This is a genomic window from Mycobacterium sp. 012931 (genome assembly GCF_000419295.1).
GTDB lineage: Bacteria > Actinomycetota > Actinomycetes > Mycobacteriales > Mycobacteriaceae > Mycobacterium > Mycobacterium marinum.
In genome coordinates this window covers 1,480,791-1,500,206 of the sequence record NZ_AOPX01000001.1, presented here as the reverse complement: position 1 = coordinate 1,500,206, position 19,416 = coordinate 1,480,791, and the positions used below count along the sequence as shown (strand labels likewise).

Below are 19,416 nucleotides of genomic sequence, written 5' to 3'. Positions count from 1 at the left end.
TACTTAAACCCTCTCGATGATCGTCGCGACACCCATGCCGCCACCAATACAAAGCGTGACCAATGCGCGCCGGGCGTTGCGGCGCTCCAGCTCGTCGACCATGGTGCCCAGGATCATCGCGCCGGTCGCCCCCAGCGGGTGACCCATCGCGATGGCCCCACCGTTGACGTTGAGCTTCTCGTCGGGGATGTTGAGGTCCTTCTGGAACTTCAGCACCACCGACGCGAACGCCTCGTTCAGCTCGAACAGATCGATGTCATCAACCGTCAGGCCGGCGCGGTCGAGCACCTTGCGGGCGGCAGGGGTCGGGCCGGTCAGCATGATGACCGGGTCGGCGCCACTGGTCGCGGTGGCGACGATGCGGGCGCGCGGGGTCGCGTTGATCGCTGCCCCCGCCTTTTCGCTGCCGACCATCGCGATCGCGGCGCCATCGACGATGCCGGAGCTGTTGCCGCCGGTGTGCACGTGGTTGATCTTTTCCACCCAGTGGTACTTCTGCAGCGCGACGTCGTCGAAACCGCCCATCGCCGCCAGGCCCTCGAAGGCCGACTTGAGCTTGCCCAGGCCTTCCTTGGTGGTCTCGGGCCGCATGTGCTCATCGTGGTCGAGGATCAGCAGACCGTTTTGGTCGCGGACCGGCACCACGGACTTGGCGAAGTAGCCGCCCGACCACGCCTCGGCGGCCTTCTCCTGGCTACGCAGCGCATAGGCGTCGACGTCGTCGCGGGAGAAGCCCTCGATGGTGGCAATCAGGTCGGCGCCGATGCCCTGCGGAACAAACATGACGTCGTAGTTGGTGACCGGGTCAAGCCCCATGGCGCCGCCGTCGGCACCCATCGGCACCCGGCTCATCGACTCCACACCACCGGCCAGCACCAGGTCATCCCAGCCGGAACGCACCTTCTGGGCGGCCATGTTCACCGCTTCCAGACCCGATGCGCAGAACCGGTTGAGCTGCACGCCACCGGAGGTGACCGGCATCCCGGAGGCCAGCACCGCAGCGCGGGCGATGTCGCCGCCCTGGTCACCGACGGGCGACACGCAGCCCAGGATGACGTCGCTGATCAGGTTCTCGTCGAGGTCAGGGTTGCGCTTGCGCAGCTCCTCGATCAGGCCAACGACCAGGCTTATCGGCTTGACCTCGTTTAGCGATCCGTTCTTTTGCTTGCCACGCGGCGTGCGGATGGCCTCATAAATGAAGGCTTCTTCGGACATGTCGACTTCCTGTTCACAAAAATTGGGGTTCAGATCCGTCATCAAGACTAGGTCCAGTACAGGCACACTAACAGGGGCCTCGGCCAACCTGTTGGTTGGGCCGAGGTTGCTGGAGCGGTCCGCGCCGCTGATCACCGCCCGCGGCAGCGTGCGCCCCACGCCGCGCGACGGCGCGCATCGCCGCTCGGGCTAGGCTCGACCGACATGACGGTGTCGCGGCTACAGCCCTACGCGACGACGGTGTTCGCCGAAATGTCGGCATTGGCCGCGCGCATTGGTGCGGTCAATCTTGGCCAAGGCTTTCCCGACGAGGACGGACCGCCGGCGATGTTGAAGGCCGCCCAAGAGGCCATCGCCGCGGGCGCCAACCAGTATCCGCCGGGAATGGGCATCCCGGCCCTGCGCCAGGCCATCGCCGCCCAGCGTCGACGACGCTTCGGTGTCGAATACGACCCGGATACCGAGGTGCTGGTCACGGTCGGCGCCACCGAGGCCATCGCGGCCGCGGTCCGGGGACTGGTCGAACCCGGCTCGGAAGTGCTGTTGATCGAACCGTTCTATGACTCCTATGCACCGGTGATAGCAATGGCCGGCGCGAAGCGAGTTGCCGTGCCGCTGGTACCCGACGGCCGCGGCTTCGCGCTGGATGCCGATGCGCTGCGACGCGCCGTGACACCCAAGACCCGCGCACTGATCGTCAACTCCCCGCACAATCCCACCGGCGCGGTGCTCAGCCGTGCCGAGCTCGCGGCAATAGCAGAGATTGCGGTGGCCGCAGACCTATTGGTGATCACCGATGAGGTGTACGAGCATCTGGTGTTCACCTCGCCAACCGGGCACCAACACCTGCCCCTGGCCGGGTTTGACGGGATGGCGCAGCGCACGGTCACGATCTCGAGCGCGGCCAAGATGTTCAACTGCACCGGATGGAAGATCGGATGGGCTTGCGGCCCAAAAGAACTCATCGCCGGGGTGCGCGCGGCAAAGCAGTACATGAGCTATGTCGGCGGGGCGCCGCTGCAGCCCGCGGTGGCGCTGGCACTGGATTCCGAGGATGCCTGGGTCGTAGCGCTGCGGACTTCGTTACAGGCCAGACGCGATCGGCTGGCCGCGGGCCTGAGTGAGATCGGATTCGGGGTACACGACAGCCACGGCACCTACTTCTTGTGCGCCGACCCGCGGCCGCTCGGCTACGACGACAGCACGGCGTTTTGCGCCGCGCTGCCCGAGAGGGTGGGGGTTGCCGCCATCCCGATGTCGGCCTTCTGCGATCCGGTGGCCGAGCATGCTTCAACCCAAGCCGATATCTGGAATCATTTGGTGCGCTTTACCTTCTGCAAACGCGAAGACACCCTGGACGAGGCGATCAAGCGGCTGGCCGCACTGCGTGACGCGGCCTAGTCAGCCGTACCCATCACACGCTTGCGCAATCCCTCCAGCGCGGAGTGCAGGATCTTTCGGCGCGCACGATTAACCCAGAACTCGGGTAGCGGAGCTGAGGGTTCCACCGTGATGCTGAAGCGCACTCGCGTCTTGTTGTCCGCTTCGCGGCGCAGGTTGTACTCGCCGTGCTGACCGTGTTGCTGGACGGTCCTCTGGGCATCCCAGGCCATCCAGTCCGGCCCCCAGTGATATTCGAGCAGTTCGGTGTCGGCGATCCCAGTGACCTTGATGGTGACCCGCACGTGGTGAGGTCGGCCGTCCGGATAATGGTCAACGACCTCGACACGCTTGTGCACCACCGACCACGACGGCACCGCGCCCATGTCGGCTAGCGCCTCCATGATCACCTCAGGGGGCCGCATCAATGACGATCTCACCCGACGCTTGTATGGCCACTGCCACCAAACTAGCAACCAAAATCTAGGTTTCAGGTGAGACGAAGCTACTTGGCCTGATCCGTTGCGTCGCGATTGGCGACCAGCTCACTGAGCCCCTTCGCCGCGGCGTCGAGCACGTGCTCGCTAGCCCGCTTGACGATGAATCCCGGGATCGGCCCTGACGGTTCGACGGTGATGTCAAACCGCACCCGCGATTTGTCGAGTCCCTCGGGCCGGACCGTGTACTCGACGTGCTGACCGCGCTGCTGGAAGGTCTGATCCGCGTCCCAGCACACCCAATCCGGGCCCCAGTGGTACTCCAGGATCTCTTTGTCCACGAGCCCGAGAATCTTGATGGTGGCCTTCACGTGATGCGGACGGCCATCCGGGTAGTAGTCGATGACTTCCACACTCTTGTGCAGGGGTGACCAGGAGACCAAGACGCCGACGTCTGTCAGCGCCTCCATGACCACTTCCGGGGGCGCATCAATAACGAATTCCCGCGCTGCTTTTACGGCCACCAAGTTCAAGCTAGCAACGCTGCCCGGGCCACGAACCGGGTTCGGTGCAAATAACTAGTTACCAGTTGATTTCGCCGATCGGCGTGGTCGTGGCGGGCGGTGGCCCCACCGGCCCGGCCGGCGTTCGGGAGAACCGCGGCGCCGGCGCGGCCTGCTCCACGCCGTGCGCGGAAATCACCGTCGAGCGCGCCCGCAGATGATCACTAGCTGCCGCTTCACTCCACGTCAGCACCGGGGTCACGCATGCGTCGGTGCCGGCGAAGACCGCGGCCCATTCGTCACGGGTTCGGCTGGCGAACCGCTCCGAAAACATTTCGCGCATCTTGGGGTAGGCGGCGATGTCGAGCTGAGACGGCACCTCGGCGGCCGACAGACCAAGTCCGGCCAGCAACGCCGCGAAGAATTGCGGCTCGATGGCCCCCACTGCCATGTGTTTGCCATCAGAAGTCTCGTAACAGCGGTAGAACGGGGCACCCCCATCAAGGAGAAAGGACTCGCGCTCGTCGCGCAGACTGCCAATTCCCTTCATGGTCCACATCATCTGAGCCAGCACGCTGACCCCGTCGACCATCGCGGCGTCGATGACCTGCCCCTTGCCCGACCGCTCCCGCTCGTAGAGCGCGGCCATGATGCCAAGCAGCGCCAGCATCGAACCGCCGCCGAAGTCGGCAACCAGATTCAGCGGGGGCGTGGGTGGCCGGTCCCGATAGCCCAGCGCCGACAACGCACCGGTCTGCGACAGATAGTTGATGTCGTGGCCGGCCGTCGGCGCCAGCGGGCCGTCCTGCCCCCAGCCGGTGATGCGCGCGAAGATCAATCGCGGGTTTACCGCGGCGCAGTCATCGGGCCCGATTCCCAGGCGTTCACAGGTGCCCGGCCGAAAACAATCCAGCAGCACGTCGGCCTTGGCGGCCAACTCCAACAAGGCCTGCGGCTGGCTTTTGACGTCCAGGTCGACGATCCGTTTTCCGCGATGCAGCAGATCGCGGTCCTCGGCCGGCATCTGCAGACCCCCGGGCCGGCGCACCCGCACCACGTCAGCACCCAGGTCGGCGAGCACCATCCCGGCATGTGGGCCGGGGCCGATGCCCCCCAACTCGATGACCTTCACCCCCGCCAGGGGTCCCCCACCCGCCACCGTGGCTACTCAGCCCTTCTTCACCTTCAGCACCTGCTTGCGCAGCTCATCGAGGCCGGACTCCACCGTGCCCTTCACCGCACGCTTGAGCACGAATCCCGGCAGCGGCACCACCGCGTCGACGGCCAGCTCGAGCTTTACCCGGGTCTTGTCGCCCTCCGGCGTCAAGAGGTAGCTCCCCTCCTGGGAACGCTGCTGGCCCGAACTGACGAGCGACCAGTTCACCTTGTTGTCGCCCCAGCTGTAGGCCACCACTTGCTCGTCGGTGATACCCGCGGTCTTGACCTTCATCTTCACCTGGCTGGGCCGACCATCGGCTCCGGTCTCGAAAATTTCGGCGCTCTGATGCGGCGAAGACCATTCGGGCATCGCTTCGAAGTCAGCAATGACGTCCAAGATCTCCTGGGGGCTGGCTTCGATGACGATGTCGCGGGTTTCTTTGATTGCCATGGCCCGCACGATAGCGAAGCGGCGGCCCAACCGGAATAGTTTCAACGGCGTAGCGTCGTCGTCGTGACCCTGCTCGAAAATGATGCCGCCACTGACCCCGTCTACACCGTCGGCGACTACCTGCTCGACCGTCTGGCCGAACTCGGTGTCTCGGAGATCTTCGGGGTTCCCGGCGACTACAACCTGGAATTCCTGGACCACATCGTCGCCCATCCGATCATCCGCTGGGTGGGCAGCGCCAATGAGCTCAACGCCGGCTACGCCGCCGACGGATACGGACGGCTACGTGGAATGTCGGCGGTGGTAACGACTTTCGGAGTCGGCGAGCTTTCCGCGACCAACGCCATCGCGGGCAGCTACGCCGAACACGTACCGGTGGTGCACATCGTGGGCGGACCCTCCAAGGACGCCCAGGGCGCCCGCCGGGCGTTGCACCACTCGCTCGGCGATGGCGACTTCGAGCACTTCTTCCGAATCAGCCGCGAAATCACCTGCGCGCAAGCCAATCTCATGCCAGCGACGGCATGCCGGGAGATCGACCGAGTGCTCTGCGAGGTGCGCGAGCAAAAACGGCCCGGGTATCTACTACTGTCCACCGACGTGGCGCGGTTCCCCACCGAACCGCCCGGCGCCCCGTTGCCTCCGCTGGCCGGCGGAACCAGCCCACGCGCGCTGTCGCTGTTCACCCGCGCTGCCGCCGACCTGATCGGTGACCACCAGCTGACCGTCCTGGCCGACCTGTTGGTCCATCGCCTGCAAGCGATCAAGGAGCTAGAGGCATTGCTGTCCGCCGACGTGGTACCCCACGCGACCTTGATGTGGGGAAAGAGCCTGCTCGACGAGAGTTCAGCCAACTTCCTCGGCATCTACGCCGGGGCCGCCAGCGCCGAGCCGGTGCGCAAGGCCATCGAGCAGGCGCCCGTGCTGGTCACGGCCGGGGTGGTATTCACCGACATGGTGAGCGGATTCTTCAGCCAGCGGATTGACCCGGCCCGCACCATCGATATCGGGCAGTACCAAAGCAGCGTGGCGGACCAGGTGTTCGCACCACTGGAGATGGGCGCCGCGCTGCAGGCCGTGGCCACAATCCTGACCAAGCGCGGGATCAGCTCTCCCCCGGTGGCGGTACCCCCGGCCGAGCCGGGCCCGCCCACCCCGGGGCGCGACGAGCCACTCAACCAAGAGATGCTGTGGAACCGGCTCTGCGAAGCCCTGACACCGGGCAACGTGGTGCTGGCAGATCAGGGCACGTCGTTCTACGGCATGGCCGACCACCGATTGCCGCAGGGCGTCACCTTCATCGGTCAACCCCTCTGGGGCTCAATCGGTTACACGCTGCCCGCGGCGCTGGGAGCGGCGGTGGCCCATCCCGATCGCCGGACGGTGTTATTGATCGGCGACGGGGCCGCACAGTTGACCGTGCAGGAACTCGGGATTTTCTCCCGGGAGGGCCTGTCGCCGGTCATCGTGGTGGTCAACAATGACGGCTACACCGTCGAACGGGCGATTCACGGCGAGACCGCTACGTACAACGACATTGTCAGCTGGAGATGGACCGATGTCCCCGGTGCGCTGGGAGTCACCAACCACCTGGCGATGCGGGCCGAAAACTACGGCGAGCTCGACGATGCACTCACCGCGGCCGCCGAGCAGCAGGACCGCATGGTCGTCGTCGAGGCGGTATTGCCTCGGCTCGACGTTCCACCGCTGCTCGACGAACTCGTCGGATCGCTATCACCGCCCGAGTGCGGCGGACGCAGCTGACGAGCACCGACAGGTTAGGCCGGGTGGGCCGCCCGATCGCCACTTGACGAGGCGATGATCGCCCGAACGGTGCGACGGCAGCGCCCACAGTCCGCGCCCGCTCCGCAGGCTCGCGCGACCTCCCGGGTAGTCGTGGCGCCGGCGACAACGGCATCGGCCACCATCTGACTGGTGACGCCGTTGCACAGGCACACGAACATTGCGGCGATCAACTCACTGCGGATCGATCCGCATCATCTCGGAGAGCCGGCCCACGAACAGCGGTGGGTATGCGCCTATCCCGGCACCCCGAAGCCATTGGGCCGCGGCGTCGGGGTGATCGATCCACTCGCGGGCCCGCTGCTCGTCGGGAAACTCCTGCAGGATCAGCACTTCGTGGCTGTCGTCGAAAGCCTGAAAGACCCAGGTCTTTCGGATACCGGCGGCAACAAAGCGCTCCATCGCCGGGGCGACTTCGGCGATCAGCGTCGCCACGTCGTCGACCGAGGCGATCGCGGCCACCACGACTCCCGGGGCCGCCGCTGCCCCGGACCCCGACGCCCCGACGACAAACCTGTCCACGATCTCACCGGCAAAGACCGCCGGAATGTCGTCGACGCCTACCGCGTCGAACCAGTCGAAGAAGACCCGCGAACGAAGTAGCTCGACGACGGGCTCGCGGCTGTGCACCCCGATCATCACCAGGACGCGGCCGTAGTCATGTGTTGAGGCGTACACGAGAACGTGGTGTGCACCGATATCGGCGAGCGCGGACTTGTTGCGTTCCAGCAGCGGCCACACCCTGGTTGGATCGGGCACGCGATAGTCCGATGCGATCACCATCGAGTGGATGTCGTTCGTCATCGCCGAGTTCCCGTCACCAGCAGCATCCCCTACACCGGTTCCAGACCTAACCTAGACCGGATCAAACGATGAGATAAGCCATTTTCCATTAGCTTTCGTCAGCTTGACCAGGACGCTGCTGGAAGTCAATGCCGGTTCGGGACGATCTGCGCTCTGGGTGGTTTGGTTGACGAACAGCAGTACCACCGCCGAGTCCGGGTGCAACTCGGAAATGGCGGCGCGAAGCACCACCGCACTGGTCCTCACCGACTTCCGCTTGGCCGCCGGTGCGACGATCTGCTGCGTGAATTGGTCGTAGTAGGACAAGAATTCGCCGGTGAAGTGCGACCTGGCCGAGGAGAAATCGCGGTCGAGGGTGTCCGGAGAATAGGACAGGATGGCGATCGCCCCGTCGCTGGCGGCCGAGACGGCGGCCCCGGCGGCCTGGGCATCGACTTCGCGATCTGGCCGGTAGGAGAACACGAACAGCGCCGCCAGCAACCCCAGTGCGGCCGCCACCAGCAGCCCCACCACGGCAACGACGACTTTGCCCGGCGTCAGCTTGTGCAACCAGGCCCGACGGCGCTCGAGCGGCTCCGGCCCCGGATCCTCGTCAGGCTTCTGTTGTTCGCCCGAGGTCTGCTCTGCGGTCACGGCACAAACTCGACTTTCGACATCTTGAGCTGATCACCGTCTCGGGTGATGGTCACGATCAGCCGGTACCTGCGGGGATCCTTCTTGGCCCCGGCGGCATTGGTGACTTCCGATGTCGAGGCGACCAGCACCACCGCCGAGTCATCGGTCATGGAGTTTCTGTCGACGGCGACGGCTTGGACCGTTCCCTGCTCGACCACCTGCGCCTGTTGCACCACCTGGATGAAGTCGTCGGAGGACTTGAGGAGTTCGTCTTTGAACGAGCCGGTGGAGTTGTCGAGGATGCGCCCTATCCCCTGCTTGGCGTCCTGGAAGTCCAGCGATGTCAGGGTGATAACGCCCTGCCTGGCCGCTGCGGCAAATTCGGCCACTCGTTCACGCTGCCGGGTCGCATCGCGATGCTGCAGCACCATGTACGCGCTGCCGGCCAGCGCGGCGAGAATGACGAGCACGGCGAGCGCAGCGGTGAGGGTGGACAGTTTGGGGCGCCTCAGCAGACCTCGCCGTGACCGCTCGGACTCATCGGCAAGCTCGTCGGCCTCGGACTCATCGGCCTTGGCCGAGCCGGCGGCTACCGGCTCGTCGTCATCGGCGCGCAGCTCTTCGGTTTCGGCGACGTCGTCGGACTCGAGGACATCGGCCGAATTCCCAGTCGGCTCTTCGGCACCGTTGCGCGAAGCGGTCGCCTGCCCATCCGCCGCGCCTTCATGGGTGGCTTCACAAGCAGCGTCAACTTCCGCTGCGGCCTCGGCGCGTTCGGCGCGACGTCTTAGTTGCAGGGCGCGCGCACGGGCACCGGCGGCGGCCGCCAGGGCCTCCGCTTCTGCGGCTTCGGCCTCAGCCTCGTCGGCCAACGCCCGCATTTCGGCAGCGGTGCCGCCGATTTCGTCCTCGTCCACCGGGGCGGATCTCGGATCAGCCGCGCCGTTTCCGATGCCGGTGCTCACACCACACCCGGCCGACAGCAGCGCTGTGTGCATCGCTGGATGCGCAACTGCGCCACCCCGAATCGGTCATCGGCAGAGTCGAGCCCGGCCCCCGGATTCGATACCGCCGGCGCGCAACGACGGATTCCGCTGCTGCGCAACTTCACATCTCGCGGCATCGACCCCTCGTCTCGACGAACCTTGGAGAGCCACGTTGTCGTTTGGCCCCCAAGGCGGCTCCTAGTCCAAAGCTACACCAAAGACAAAAGTAGCTTTTACTTGCGGAAATATGCTTCTCGACGCGCAGCATATCGCGAAGCCACGCCCTAGCGGAGCAGGTCCTTGACCACCTTTCCGGTCGCATTCAGCGGCAACGCATCGACAAAGCGCACCGAACGCGGGACCTTGAATCCCGCCATCCGTTCCCGGCACCAACCCAGCAAATCCTCAGCGCTGAGCGCACTTTTGCCGCTCTGGCGAACCACGAACGCCTTACCGACCTGTCCGAGCCGCTCGTCGGGAACGCCGATGACGGCCACCTGTGCGACCGCCTCGTGCTCCATCAGAAAGCCCTCGATCTCGGCCGGGTAGGCATTGAAGCCGCCGACGATGAACATGTCCTTCTTGCGGCCGACCACGCGCAGCCGGCCGGTTTCGTCGATGGTGCCGAGGTCTCCGGTATGTAGCCAGCCCTCGCCGTCGATGGCTTCGGCGGTGGCAACCGGATCGTCGAGGTAGCCCTTCATGACGTTGTATCCGCGCACCAAGATCTCGCCGTCGTCGGCGGTCGCCAGCTCGATGCCGTCGCACGCGAGACCCGCGGTGGTGGCGATGTCCTCGAACGAATCCTCCGGCTTGGACAGGGTGACCGTTCCGGCCTCGGTAAGGCCGTAGCCGGTCATGATGGTCTGGAACGGCAACTCGGTGCGCACCCGCCGAATCAGTTCCACCGGGATATCCGCGGCGCCGGTCACCCCCGCCCGCAGTGACGACAGGTCCCGCCGACCTCGAGCGGACAGTAGCGAGTGGTACAGCGTCGGAGGCCCAGGAAGCATCGTAATTCGCTCGTGTTCAATCAATTCCAGCACGTTGTCGAGGACGAAGACACGTACCGGAATGATGGTGGCGCCCCTGATCAGCGACGCGATGCAGCCGGCCTTGTACCCGAAGATGTGGAAGAACGGGTTGACGATCAGGTAGCGGTCGCCGGTGCGCAGATCCGCGCGATCACACCAATGGGCGTAGTGGCGCAATGTTTGCGCGTGATCCATCATCACGCCCTTGGGCCGCCCGGTGGTACCCGATGTGTAGACGATGTCCGCGATGTCGGATCCACTGACCGCACGCTCGAACGGCTTGCCACACTCCAGGAAGCCGGAGCGCAGATCGATCGCCGGGATGCCGTCTGGAACGGTGAAATCCATTCCCAAGAATCCTTTTTCGAAAAGCACCGCCCTGGCCCCGCTGCGCCGGATGATGTCGGCGGCCTCGTCCGTCTTGAAGCGCGTGTTGACCGGGACCAGCACCGCTCCAGCGGTCAGCAGCCCGAAGGCGGCGATGATCCACTCGGCCGAATTGGGCGCCCAGACGGCAACGCGGTCCCCCCTGTCGATGCCCATCGCCGCGAACGCACCTGCGGCGCGGCGCACCCGATCGGTCAGCTCGGTGAAGGTGATCCGCAACGACCCGTCGACGATGGCTTCTGCATCGCCGAAACGCTCACCCGCGCTCAAGACCATCTCGGGGATGGTCTGCCATTCGTTCACACCGACATCAGCCGAGCGAGGTTGCCTCCCATGATCTTTGCCTGGTCATCGACGCTGAGGTCCTGCAGCGCGTCGGCGTAGTGCCGAGGTTGCGCGAGCCCCTCCGGGTGCGGATAGTCCGAGCCGTAGAGCACCCGGTCGGTACCGATCAGCTTGATCAGATCCGCGATGCCGTCCTCGTAGAACGGGCTGATGTGGATGCGGTTCTTGATCTCTTCGACCGGGTCGCCGCCGGGGAAGCTTTCCGGAGTCTTCTTGTAAACATCAGCCAGCTGATCGAGCAACGGGAACAGCCATTTGGAGCCAGCCTCGATGACCGCGACCTTGAGCCGCGGAACGCGGTACAACGCGCCGTGAATCACCCACGACGCGACGGCGTCTTGGACCGGGCGCCACTCGTTGAGCATGGAGAACGCATTGGTCTGGAAGGGCAGCATCTCCTTGTCGCCGCCATCCCACTCGGCGGTGTAGCGGGCGTACCCGGAGTCCGAGGAATGCATGGCGACCAGCACGTCGTGCTCGACGCAGCGGTGCCAGAACGGATCGAACTCCGGCAACGCAAACGACCGCGGGCCGCGATATCCGGGCACCGGAGCCGGGCGCACCAAGACCGCGCGGGCACCCCGCTCGACCACCCAGTCCAGTTCTTCGATGGCCTTCTCCACGATCGGCAGGCTGACCACCGGCACGGTGAAGATCCGGTCCTGGTAGCGAAAGCCCCATTCCTCGTGCAGCCATTCGTTGAGTGCGTGCACCACTATGTGGATGAGCAGCGGATCGTCGCGCATCCGCTCCTCGATGAGGCTGGCCAGGGTGGGGAACATCAACGATCGGTCGACGCCCAGTTCGTTCATCAGCTCCAACCGCGGGCCGGGTTCGCGGAACGCCGGAATCGAGCGCATCGGCTCGCCGAAGATCTCCCGCCGGCTCTTCCCATCCGGGTTGCCGATCCGGAAGTACTCCTCCATCGCCCCGGGCCTGGCCACCACCTCGAAGGTGAGGTTGGGGATGTAATCGCTTATCTGGCCGCGTATGGCGATCTTCGTGCGCCCGTTGACCTGGACGTACTGGATCACGCCCCGGTACTGCTTGGGCAGGTACTTGGTCAGCGACTCCTCGGTTTCGTAGAGGTGGTTGTCCGCGTCGAAGAGCGGATCTGACAGAGCAGCCGATGACATGGGATCCTCCTTCGCGATTCAGGAGAATACTATTTTCATATCTTGGCGGCCGCAACGGGCGTCACTGCGCGTGCTACCCGCAATTGCGCCCGGTCAGCAGTTGACGCTGATCCGAAATGCGGCCGTCGTGGGCTCGGCGGGCTTGTCCGTGTTGTACCCGTCGGCGTTCCCGGTGATGGTGAATCGGCCATCGCTGAAGTGCAGGCCCGCGTCGCCGCCGTCGCCCTGGGCGTACATCCCGGTGAAGCCCCCCAGATTGGTGATGCGAACCGACTTCGCGATCATCGGCCGCGCCCCCTGGTCGATCAGGACCCTGACCCCGGAGGCTTGGTCTCCGATCTGGATGGTCCGGTACCACTCGATCTGGATGCACCGCACCACGCGTGGCTGCACGTCGGCGCCGTTGACGGTCATCGACGCCGTGCTGGCCAGCTGCGAGCCCGACGACGAGCCGCAGCCGGTCAGACCGGCTGACGCGAGCAGACACACGAACGCCAGCTTGATCGGATTGCGCACCCGGCCACCTCGATTCCGCGCGACGCGCCTTCTGGACCTGCAGCGATGATGCTATTCTCCGTTGAAGAGAATGCCTATACCGGCGGGCAGTTATCCGAGCACTGATTTTGCTCTTTGATGGCGCGTTCAGGAGCATTGACCACATGGTGGACTTGGAATTTGATGAGCTCGACACCGGGCTAGCCGTACTGACCATCGATCGCCCCCACGCACGCAATGCCATCGGTTTGGAGACCATGGCACAGCTGCAGGATGCACTCGACGCGGCAGCGGGAGCACAGGCCCTGGTGATCAAGGGCGCCGGCGATCGAGCTTTCGTCTCCGGCGGCGACCTCAAGGAATTGAGCGCGCTGCGCACCCTGGAAGACGCCTCGGCAATGGCGAAGCGGATGCGGTCCATCTGCGATCAGATCGCCACGTTTCCGGCACCGGTGATCGCCGCCCTCAACGGACACGCATTCGGGGGTGGAGCCGAGGTCGCCGTCGCGGCCGATATCCGGGTGGCCGCCGACGATATCAAGATCGCCTTCAATCAGGTGCTGCTGGAGATCATGCCGGCGTGGGGCGGCGCCGAGCGGTTGGCCGCGGTGGTCGGCAAGAGCAAGGCGCTGCTGTTGGCGGGCAGTGGGATTGCACTCGATGCCGTTGAGGCCGAGCGAATTGGCTTGGTGGATCTGGTGTTCCCGCGTGCGTCCTTCGACTCGACCGACGGCGGCTGGCGGTCGCTGGCCAGATCGCTGGCACGGCGTCCGGCGGCCGAGGTCAAACGCGTAATCAACGGAACTTCACCAGATGAGGCGATAGCGTCCTTTGCCCGGCTATGGGTTAAGGATGCGCACTGGCAAGCCGCAGAGCGGGTGATGAACCGTACCCCCAACCGTGGACCGGGAGCCGAAGGAGCGACATGACCAGCAACAGGCAACCGGTCCTGCGATCGGTTACGGTCGCCGCGATTGCAACCATGACTGGTGCACTTGCCGGCGCGCCCAAGTCATACGCGGACGACCCGCCCATGCATCAGGTCACCTACACCGTCTCCGCCAAGAGCCCCATCTACGCCGACATCTATTACGGGGACCAAGACCCCGCAGTCTTCTCCGACTACAGCCACAACAACTATCAGTTCACCCCGAACATCCAGGCCGATATCGCACCAGGGAAGCCGTGGACCATGCAGGTCATGCTGGCCAACCCCGACCAATGGGCGGTGGTCACCGCGAGCACCGGCAGGCAACAGGGCGCGCCGCAGTTTCACTGCGACCTGGCGGTGGACGGGGTGGTCAAGGTGTCCAAAGACGGACCCCGCGGCGTCCTCTGTTCGCTACGAATCTGGTGAACCTAGGGCTCGCCCTCTAACCGGCGCAGGTAGCTTTCCACCAACTCGATCGTTTCGGCGTGACCACCAGACATGCCAAGTGCCTTCTCCAGCACCAGAAAGCGCGACAGGCTGGCCATCAGAACCGTCCACACCACCGGCGGAACGTCCTGGCTGTCCACGCCGTAGCGCTGCAGTGCCGCGGTGATCACCCGTCGCTGTTCATCACGGAACCGCTCCGCGTAGTGGGCGATTTCGGCCCGCAACGCCTTGCGGTGATTGGCCAAGGCCATGAACTCCATCGAAATACGCGCAAAAGCCGGATCGCTGCCCAGTCTCCACAACGCCCACAGCGGTTTCGGTGACTGCAGCGCTTGGGCCTGCGCACGCAGACCCGCTTCGGCGCGGCGGCGGAACAGCTCGAGGAACAGCTCCTCCATCGTGCGGAAGTAATAGTGCACCAGCTGGGGCTTGAGTCCGGCCTCACTCGCCACCCGGCGCGACGTCACCGCCGCGTAGCCCTCTTCGATCATGAGTTGTTCGGCCGTGTCGAGGAGCACGCCACGATTCTTCGCGTCAGGCGCCCCGATCCGACGGGCCGATGTCATGCCTTTGCTCCGTACTCTCCACAAGAAACCGGACGGCTCGCCACGATCGTATCGCCGCGCGCACCCTTGACCGTGACATTACCGCCATGCTAAGCAGGTGCTCAGCGCAGCGGAAATGGGATTCTCCGGCGGCGCCAGCCGGCCATGGGAGGCACGCACGCAATGAGCAGCTACGAATCCATCGACTTCTTCACTGACCCGTCCCTGATCCCGGACCCACATCCCTACTTCGACTACCTGCGACGCCAAAGCCCGGTACTGCGGCTACCTCAGTACGGCGTCGTCGCGGTCACCGGTTACGAGGAGGCGACCGCGGTATACAAGGACACCGACTCCTTTTCCAACTGCGTCGCGCTCGGTGGCCCGTTCCCGCCGCTGCCCTTCACACCCAACGGTGACGACGTCAACGCCCAGATCGACGCCCATCGCGAACAGTTTCCGATGTACGAGCACATGGTCACCATGGACCCACCGGAGCACAGTCGGGCGCGGTCGATTCTGAGCCGGCTACTGACCCCCAGCCGGCTCAAACAGAACGAGGAGTTCATGTGGAGGCTCGCCGATCGCCAGCTTGATGAGTTTCTCGGCGCCGGCGAATGCGAGTTCATCAGTGAATACGCCAAGCCCTTTGCCACTTTGGTGATCGCCGACCTGCTCGGCGTACCCGAGGACGACCGCAAGGACTTCCGTGTTGTGCTGGGCGCCGACCGGATGGGTCGAGTCGGCGCACTCGACCATGAATCGGTGGGCGTCAACCCACTGCAGTGGCTCGACGACAAGTTCAGTGCCTACATCGAGGACCGGCGGCGCCAACCGCGCAACGACGTATTGACAGCGTTGGCCACCGCGACCTACCCGGACGGTTCGACGCCGGAGATCATCGACGTGGTCCGATGGGCCACCTTCCTGTTCGCGGCCGGTCAGGAAACCACCGCCAAGCTGCTGACCGCCGCCATGCGCGTACTCGGCGACCGGCCGGACATCCAGCGCCAGCTACGCGAAAACCGCAGCCTCATACCAAACTTCATCGAGGAATCACTGCGGATGGATAGCCCCGTCAAGAGCGACTCCCGGCTGGCTCGCAAGAGAACCACAGTGGGTGGGCTCGATATCGCCGCCGGCACCGTCGTGATGGTATTGCCCGGCGCTGCCAACCGCGACCCACGCCGGTTCGAGGACCCCCATGAATTTCGTTTGGATCGCCCGAATGTTCGCGAGCACATGGCTTTCGCCCGCGGAGTGCACTCCTGCCCGGGAGGGCCACTGGCACGCGTGGAGGGTCGCGTCTCGCTGGAGCGCATTCTGGACCGGATGCACGACATCGTCATCAACGAAGACCGGCACGGCCCCGCCGACGACCGTCGGTATACCTACGAGCCGACCTACATACTGCGTGGACTCACCGAACTCCACATCACTTTCACTCCCGCGGGCTAGCGCTCGATTCCGTCCGGGCCACCCGAGCGCCAGCCCTACGGCGTAGCTCCCGAACAGGCTGATGCCGATCAGAATCACCCACGCGTCGGTTAGCCGACGCAGCAGTTTCGGGGCCTGACGCACCTCCATGAACTCCCGAAAAATGATGCGCACCTTGACAAGGGCGATCACGATCACGCTTGCCGTGAGCACCCTGCTGGGACTTGGCGATCCGGGGTCGATGTAGCGGTCCATCCACAGATAGGTTAGCGTGAGCGACGCCAGAATCACCCAGACGACCAACAGCCTGGTATTGAATTTCTGCCCCACCGATCACCTCACCACGTACAGCAGCGCAAAAATGAGCACCCAGAGGTAGTCCACGGTGTGCCAGTAGGTGGCACAGGTTTCCACCAGCTCCTGGGTTCGCCGCGATCTCGTTGCCGGACCACGTAGTTCAAACACGATGATGCCCAGGACTACGAAGCCGATCAATAGGTGGACAAAGTGGATTCCAGTGAGAAAGTAGTAGTACGTGAAGAAATCGCTACCGGCCAGTCCGTTTCCCAGCGGGGCCGCTTTGGCCCACTCGGCCACCTTGGACACCATGAACACCAGACCGAGACACGCCGTGAGCAAGGCGTCCCGCAACCCCCGTCGGTATGCGCCGGCCCGAGCCGCCTGAACGCATCGCGCTACCGACCACGAACTGAGCAACAACACCAGGGTGTTGAAGGTGCCGATGCGCAGGTCCAGCTGCGCCTGGGCGCTCGAGAACAGTTCAGGACTTCGCCCCCGATAGAACAGGTAGAACCCGAAATACGCCGTGAATAACAGCGTTTCGAACAGTACAAACGCCCACATGTCGGGCTGGCCCGGCACGAACGTGGGTTGCCTGTCCGCATCCTGCCGCGTGCCGGTACCGGAAAGCTCGGTCATCGCTACGCCGGCTCTCGCACCGGGAGATCCGGCAGCGGCCCGGTGCCGAAGTCCTCACGCTGGATCATCCGCCTCAGCAGAACGATGAAAACCCCGGTATAGATGCCGAATACCACCATGTCGAGCCACCAGGCGATCTGACCGTTCCACGCCAATACGCCGCCGCGGAAGATCCACGCCGGCGACACGACGATCTCGGTGAGTGCGTTGCACAGGTTGAGATATCCGAACCACTTTGGGAACACCCGGTTGCGGTCGATGAGAATCGCCAGCATCCACACCAGCGAGCCGATCAGGAACACGCCCATGGTGCCGACGAACGACAGGAAGGCGAAGTCGTAGATCCAGTGGGTCAGCCTCGGGTCACGGCCGGGGCGCATCGCTGCGACCGTCAGCGCGATGCACATCAGCAGCATGCCCGGGATCGCGCTGAGCGAGTATAGGATCAGGTAGGAATACGCGAACGCCCGGCTGATGGACATCCGGCGCATCGAATAGGCGATCAGGGCGTTGCTCATCGTCGTCATGGCGGTGATGACGAACATCACGGCAAACCCGGCCAGGATCCCAAAGTGGTTGTCCTGGAACCACTGCGCGACCCGGGAGTCATCCCACCCGGGATCCGGCGGCGGCTGGGTTCGGGTGGCGAGGAAGAACACCACGAAAAAGATGTTGTAGAAGACAACCAGTGTCCCCCAGGCCAGCCACAGCTCGCGCTTCGGGTTGTGCCGACACTGCCAGACGATCCGGCGTGGCAGTGGCCCCGCGGGACCCCCGGCTGGCGCCCCCAGCCGGTCACCGGTTGACACCCTCACTGCCGGCATTGCGCTTGTTCCCGGTAGAGGCACCGGCCCAACACCACGCCCATCACCACGCTCCACACCACGATGGCAATGTTCTTCAGCCAGAACGACAACGCCCCGTCCCACGCCAGCGGACCGGTCAATGCCAGCCCAACGAATGCCGCCGGGGTCAGCGCGGCCGCGACAACGATGTTGAAATGCGCCACCCAGCGCCCCAACACCGGATGCGCGGGGTCATCGAAGTAGATCGCCAGGGCCAGGATCACGCTCTGTCCGATGAGGAAAGGGACCACGGTGGTGAAGGTGATCCAGGCAAAATCGTTGAGCAGCTGCGTCAGCTGCGGTTCCCGTTCCGGACGAAAGGCGGCCAGCAGCCAACAGACGTTGGCGATGAGGAAAAGTGTTGGGCCGCCGGCCACGCAGCCGAGCATGCAGTAGGAGAAGATCGGCGTGCGATGAGCCATCCTGCGGATCTGCAACACGAGCAGGATCAGGATCGGGATGAGGCAGACGCCGAACCAGTTGAACAGGATCATGCTGTAGCGGATGCGTGGCAGGTTCGCCGGATCGCGGTAGAACGCGGCCACCCGCTCCGCGGGCATCATCGGCGACATGGGTGGGAGGAACCCCGGAAACAAGAGGAACGCGGCCACCCAGATGACCGACGCGGCGGGCAAGGTCCACAACAGAATCAGCTCGCCGTCGGTGCGTCTGCGCACCCCCCGCGCATCTACCTGGCTTTCGCCGACCTCGCCCACCGGTGACTCCTTCCCGGCCCGCTAGTCAGCGAAACTAGCCGATCGGCTACTTTCGGTCAATAGCCGATCGGCTAGGCTCCCGGTGTGGTGTCCTCCCAGTCCCGCAACCAGTTTCGTGTCATCACACGCAGCGCCGCGCAGGTGCGCATATTGGACGCCGCGCTGGGCTTGATCGCCGAGCACGGCGTGGGCGGGACCTCGCTGCAAATGATCGCCGACGCCGTCGGCGTCACCAAGGCGGCCGTCTATCACCAGTTCAAGACGAAGGAACAGATCGTCATCGCGCTCACCGAACGCGAACTCGGCGGCTTGGAAGAGACCTTGGAAGCCGCCGAGGCGCACGACCATCCTTCCCAGGCGCGTGAGTTGCTGCTGGATCGCGTCATCGAGCTGGCCGTCGAGCGTCGCGGCGCCGCCAGCACCCTGCAGTTCGATCCGGTCATCGTCCGGCTGCTGGCCGAGCAACAGCCGTTTCAGCGGTTCATCGAGCGGCTCTATGGCGTCCTGATTGGCGATGCGGGCCAAGACACCCGCGTGCTGGCGGCCATGTTGTCCGGCGCCATAGCCGTCGGCGTGTTGCACCCGTTGGTCGCCGATGTCGACGACGCGACGCTGCGTACCCAGCTACGGCGCATCACAAGTCGGCTGATGGATACCGGCGAAGGCTAGTCCGCGCCCTACGGATCGCCGTCCCCCTCACCGTCCCCGTTACCCAGCAGCGCCCCGGGGTGATGAGTCCCACTGCCGCCCCGAATCGCCTACACCACAGCGCTACAGGTGAATTCGAATCCAGCTAGTCCCGGTCAT

21 protein-coding genes and 2 pseudogenes are annotated in these 19,416 nt (G+C 64.7%); 6 read left to right on the top strand and 17 right to left on the bottom strand.

Annotated features, from left to right (window positions below):
- Nucleotides 1–3 precede the first annotated feature (3 nt).
- Nucleotides 4–1,215, bottom strand: a complete 1,212-nt coding sequence (locus tag MMSP_RS06825; RefSeq protein WP_036427131.1) for an acetyl-CoA C-acetyltransferase — start codon at nt 1,213–1,215, stop codon at nt 4–6.
- A gap of 204 nt (nt 1,216–1,419) precedes the next feature.
- Here MMSP_RS06825 and MMSP_RS06820 point away from each other — a divergent pair, with 204 nt between their 5' ends.
- Nucleotides 1,420–2,616 carry a pyridoxal phosphate-dependent aminotransferase gene (locus MMSP_RS06820; protein ID WP_020786015.1) on the top strand — a complete coding sequence of 399 codons (1,197 nt, stop codon included), beginning with the start codon at nt 1,420–1,422 and terminating at the stop codon, nt 2,614–2,616.
- On the opposite strand, the pseudogene MMSP_RS06815 reads toward MMSP_RS06820, so the two are convergent.
- The 4 genes and pseudogenes from MMSP_RS06815 to MMSP_RS06800 form a co-directional block, all read right to left on the bottom strand.
- Nucleotides 2,613–3,054, bottom strand: a pseudogene (locus MMSP_RS06815) (SRPBCC family protein). The gene MMSP_RS06820 and the pseudogene MMSP_RS06815 overlap by 4 nt on opposite strands.
- Nucleotides 3,055–3,100: 46 nt before the next feature.
- A complete protein-coding gene (locus MMSP_RS06810) occupies nt 3,101–3,556 on the bottom strand; it encodes an SRPBCC family protein (protein WP_081435805.1) in 456 nt (151 codons plus the stop codon).
- A gap of 58 nt (nt 3,557–3,614) precedes the next feature.
- Nucleotides 3,615–4,694 carry a CaiB/BaiF CoA-transferase family protein gene (locus MMSP_RS06805; protein WP_020786013.1) on the bottom strand — a complete coding sequence of 360 codons (1,080 nt, stop codon included), beginning with the start codon at nt 4,692–4,694 and terminating at the stop codon, nt 3,615–3,617.
- 9 nt (nt 4,695–4,703) lie between these two features.
- Nucleotides 4,704–5,144: an SRPBCC family protein gene (locus tag MMSP_RS06800; protein WP_011738659.1), complete on the bottom strand. Its 441-nt coding sequence runs from the start codon at nt 5,142–5,144 to the stop codon at nt 4,704–4,706.
- Nucleotides 5,145–5,207: 63 nt separating this feature from the next.
- Between MMSP_RS06800 and MMSP_RS06795 the strand changes: the two genes are divergently transcribed.
- A complete protein-coding gene (locus MMSP_RS06795; protein WP_020726557.1) occupies nt 5,208–6,908 on the top strand; it encodes an alpha-keto acid decarboxylase family protein in 1,701 nt (566 codons plus the stop codon).
- 14 nt (nt 6,909–6,922) lie between these two features.
- Here MMSP_RS06795 and MMSP_RS06790 read toward each other — a convergent pair whose 3' ends face one another.
- From MMSP_RS06790 to MMSP_RS06760, 7 genes are all read right to left on the bottom strand, one after another.
- A complete protein-coding gene (locus tag MMSP_RS06790) occupies nt 6,923–7,108 on the bottom strand; it encodes a bacterioferritin-associated ferredoxin (RefSeq protein ID WP_011738661.1) in 186 nt (61 codons plus the stop codon).
- A 13-nt stretch (nt 7,109–7,121) separates the two neighbouring features.
- Nucleotides 7,122–7,751 carry a hypothetical protein gene (locus tag MMSP_RS06785; protein ID WP_015357126.1) on the bottom strand — a complete coding sequence of 210 codons (630 nt, stop codon included), beginning with the start codon at nt 7,749–7,751 and terminating at the stop codon, nt 7,122–7,124.
- Nucleotides 7,752–7,802: 51 nt separating this feature from the next.
- Nucleotides 7,803–8,384, bottom strand: coding sequence for a hypothetical protein (locus tag MMSP_RS06780; RefSeq protein WP_020786010.1), 582 nt, complete (start codon nt 8,382–8,384; stop codon nt 7,803–7,805).
- Nucleotides 8,381–9,364, bottom strand: a complete 984-nt coding sequence (locus tag MMSP_RS06775) for a membrane protein (protein WP_020786009.1) — start codon at nt 9,362–9,364, stop codon at nt 8,381–8,383. Before MMSP_RS06775 ends, MMSP_RS06780 begins: the two co-directional genes overlap by 4 nt.
- Before the next feature lie 272 nt (nt 9,365–9,636).
- The gene (locus MMSP_RS06770; RefSeq protein ID WP_020786008.1) at nt 9,637–11,076 is read right to left on the bottom strand and encodes a FadD3 family acyl-CoA ligase; all 1,440 of its coding nucleotides are present in this window, start codon (nt 11,074–11,076) and stop codon (nt 9,637–9,639) included.
- Nucleotides 11,073–12,254: an amidohydrolase family protein gene (locus MMSP_RS06765; RefSeq protein ID WP_020786007.1), complete on the bottom strand. Its 1,182-nt coding sequence runs from the start codon at nt 12,252–12,254 to the stop codon at nt 11,073–11,075. Before MMSP_RS06765 ends, MMSP_RS06770 begins: the two co-directional genes overlap by 4 nt.
- A gap of 93 nt (nt 12,255–12,347) precedes the next feature.
- Entirely contained in the window at nt 12,348–12,770 is a 423-nt protein-coding gene (locus MMSP_RS06760; RefSeq protein ID WP_020786006.1) for a lipoprotein LpqH, read from the bottom strand.
- A 143-nt stretch (nt 12,771–12,913) separates the two neighbouring features.
- On the opposite strand from MMSP_RS06760, the gene MMSP_RS06755 reads away from it, so the two are divergent.
- Together MMSP_RS06755 and MMSP_RS06750 are read left to right on the top strand one after the other, a co-directional pair.
- A complete protein-coding gene (locus tag MMSP_RS06755; RefSeq protein ID WP_020786005.1) occupies nt 12,914–13,678 on the top strand; it encodes an enoyl-CoA hydratase/isomerase family protein in 765 nt (254 codons plus the stop codon).
- Nucleotides 13,675–14,106: a hypothetical protein gene (locus MMSP_RS06750; protein WP_020786004.1), complete on the top strand. Its 432-nt coding sequence runs from the start codon at nt 13,675–13,677 to the stop codon at nt 14,104–14,106. The genes MMSP_RS06755 and MMSP_RS06750 overlap by 4 nt, the downstream gene beginning before the upstream one ends.
- Before the next feature lie 2 nt (nt 14,107–14,108).
- Here the strand turns inward: MMSP_RS06750 and MMSP_RS06745 are convergent, their stop codons facing one another.
- Entirely contained in the window at nt 14,109–14,693 is a 585-nt protein-coding gene (locus MMSP_RS06745) for a TetR/AcrR family transcriptional regulator (RefSeq protein WP_015357134.1), read from the bottom strand.
- Nucleotides 14,694–14,855: 162 nt separating this feature from the next.
- On the opposite strand from MMSP_RS06745, the gene MMSP_RS06740 reads away from it, so the two are divergent.
- Nucleotides 14,856–16,130 carry a cytochrome P450 gene (locus MMSP_RS06740; RefSeq protein ID WP_020786003.1) on the top strand — a complete coding sequence of 425 codons (1,275 nt, stop codon included), beginning with the start codon at nt 14,856–14,858 and terminating at the stop codon, nt 16,128–16,130.
- A 24-nt stretch (nt 16,131–16,154) separates the two neighbouring features.
- On the opposite strand, the pseudogene MMSP_RS25680 reads toward MMSP_RS06740, so the two are convergent.
- The 4 genes and pseudogenes from MMSP_RS25680 to MMSP_RS06725 all read right to left on the bottom strand — a co-directional run.
- A pseudogene (locus tag MMSP_RS25680) lies at nt 16,155–16,439 on the bottom strand (cytochrome C oxidase subunit IV family protein); the annotation flags it as partial.
- 3 nt (nt 16,440–16,442) lie between these two features.
- Nucleotides 16,443–17,048 (bottom strand): cytochrome c oxidase subunit 3, encoded by a 606-nt coding sequence (locus MMSP_RS06735; RefSeq protein ID WP_020786002.1) that lies wholly within the window; start codon nt 17,046–17,048, stop codon nt 16,443–16,445.
- A 2-nt stretch (nt 17,049–17,050) separates the two neighbouring features.
- Nucleotides 17,051–17,872 carry a hypothetical protein gene (locus MMSP_RS06730; protein ID WP_051153620.1) on the bottom strand — a complete coding sequence of 274 codons (822 nt, stop codon included), beginning with the start codon at nt 17,870–17,872 and terminating at the stop codon, nt 17,051–17,053.
- Nucleotides 17,860–18,609 (bottom strand): hypothetical protein, encoded by a 750-nt coding sequence (locus MMSP_RS06725; protein WP_020786000.1) that lies wholly within the window; start codon nt 18,607–18,609, stop codon nt 17,860–17,862. Before MMSP_RS06725 ends, MMSP_RS06730 begins: the two co-directional genes overlap by 13 nt.
- Before the next feature lie 84 nt (nt 18,610–18,693).
- Here MMSP_RS06725 and MMSP_RS06720 point away from each other — a divergent pair, with 84 nt between their 5' ends.
- Entirely contained in the window at nt 18,694–19,278 is a 585-nt protein-coding gene (locus MMSP_RS06720) for a TetR/AcrR family transcriptional regulator (protein WP_015357140.1), read from the top strand.
- Nucleotides 19,279–19,416: the final 138 nt, after the last annotated feature.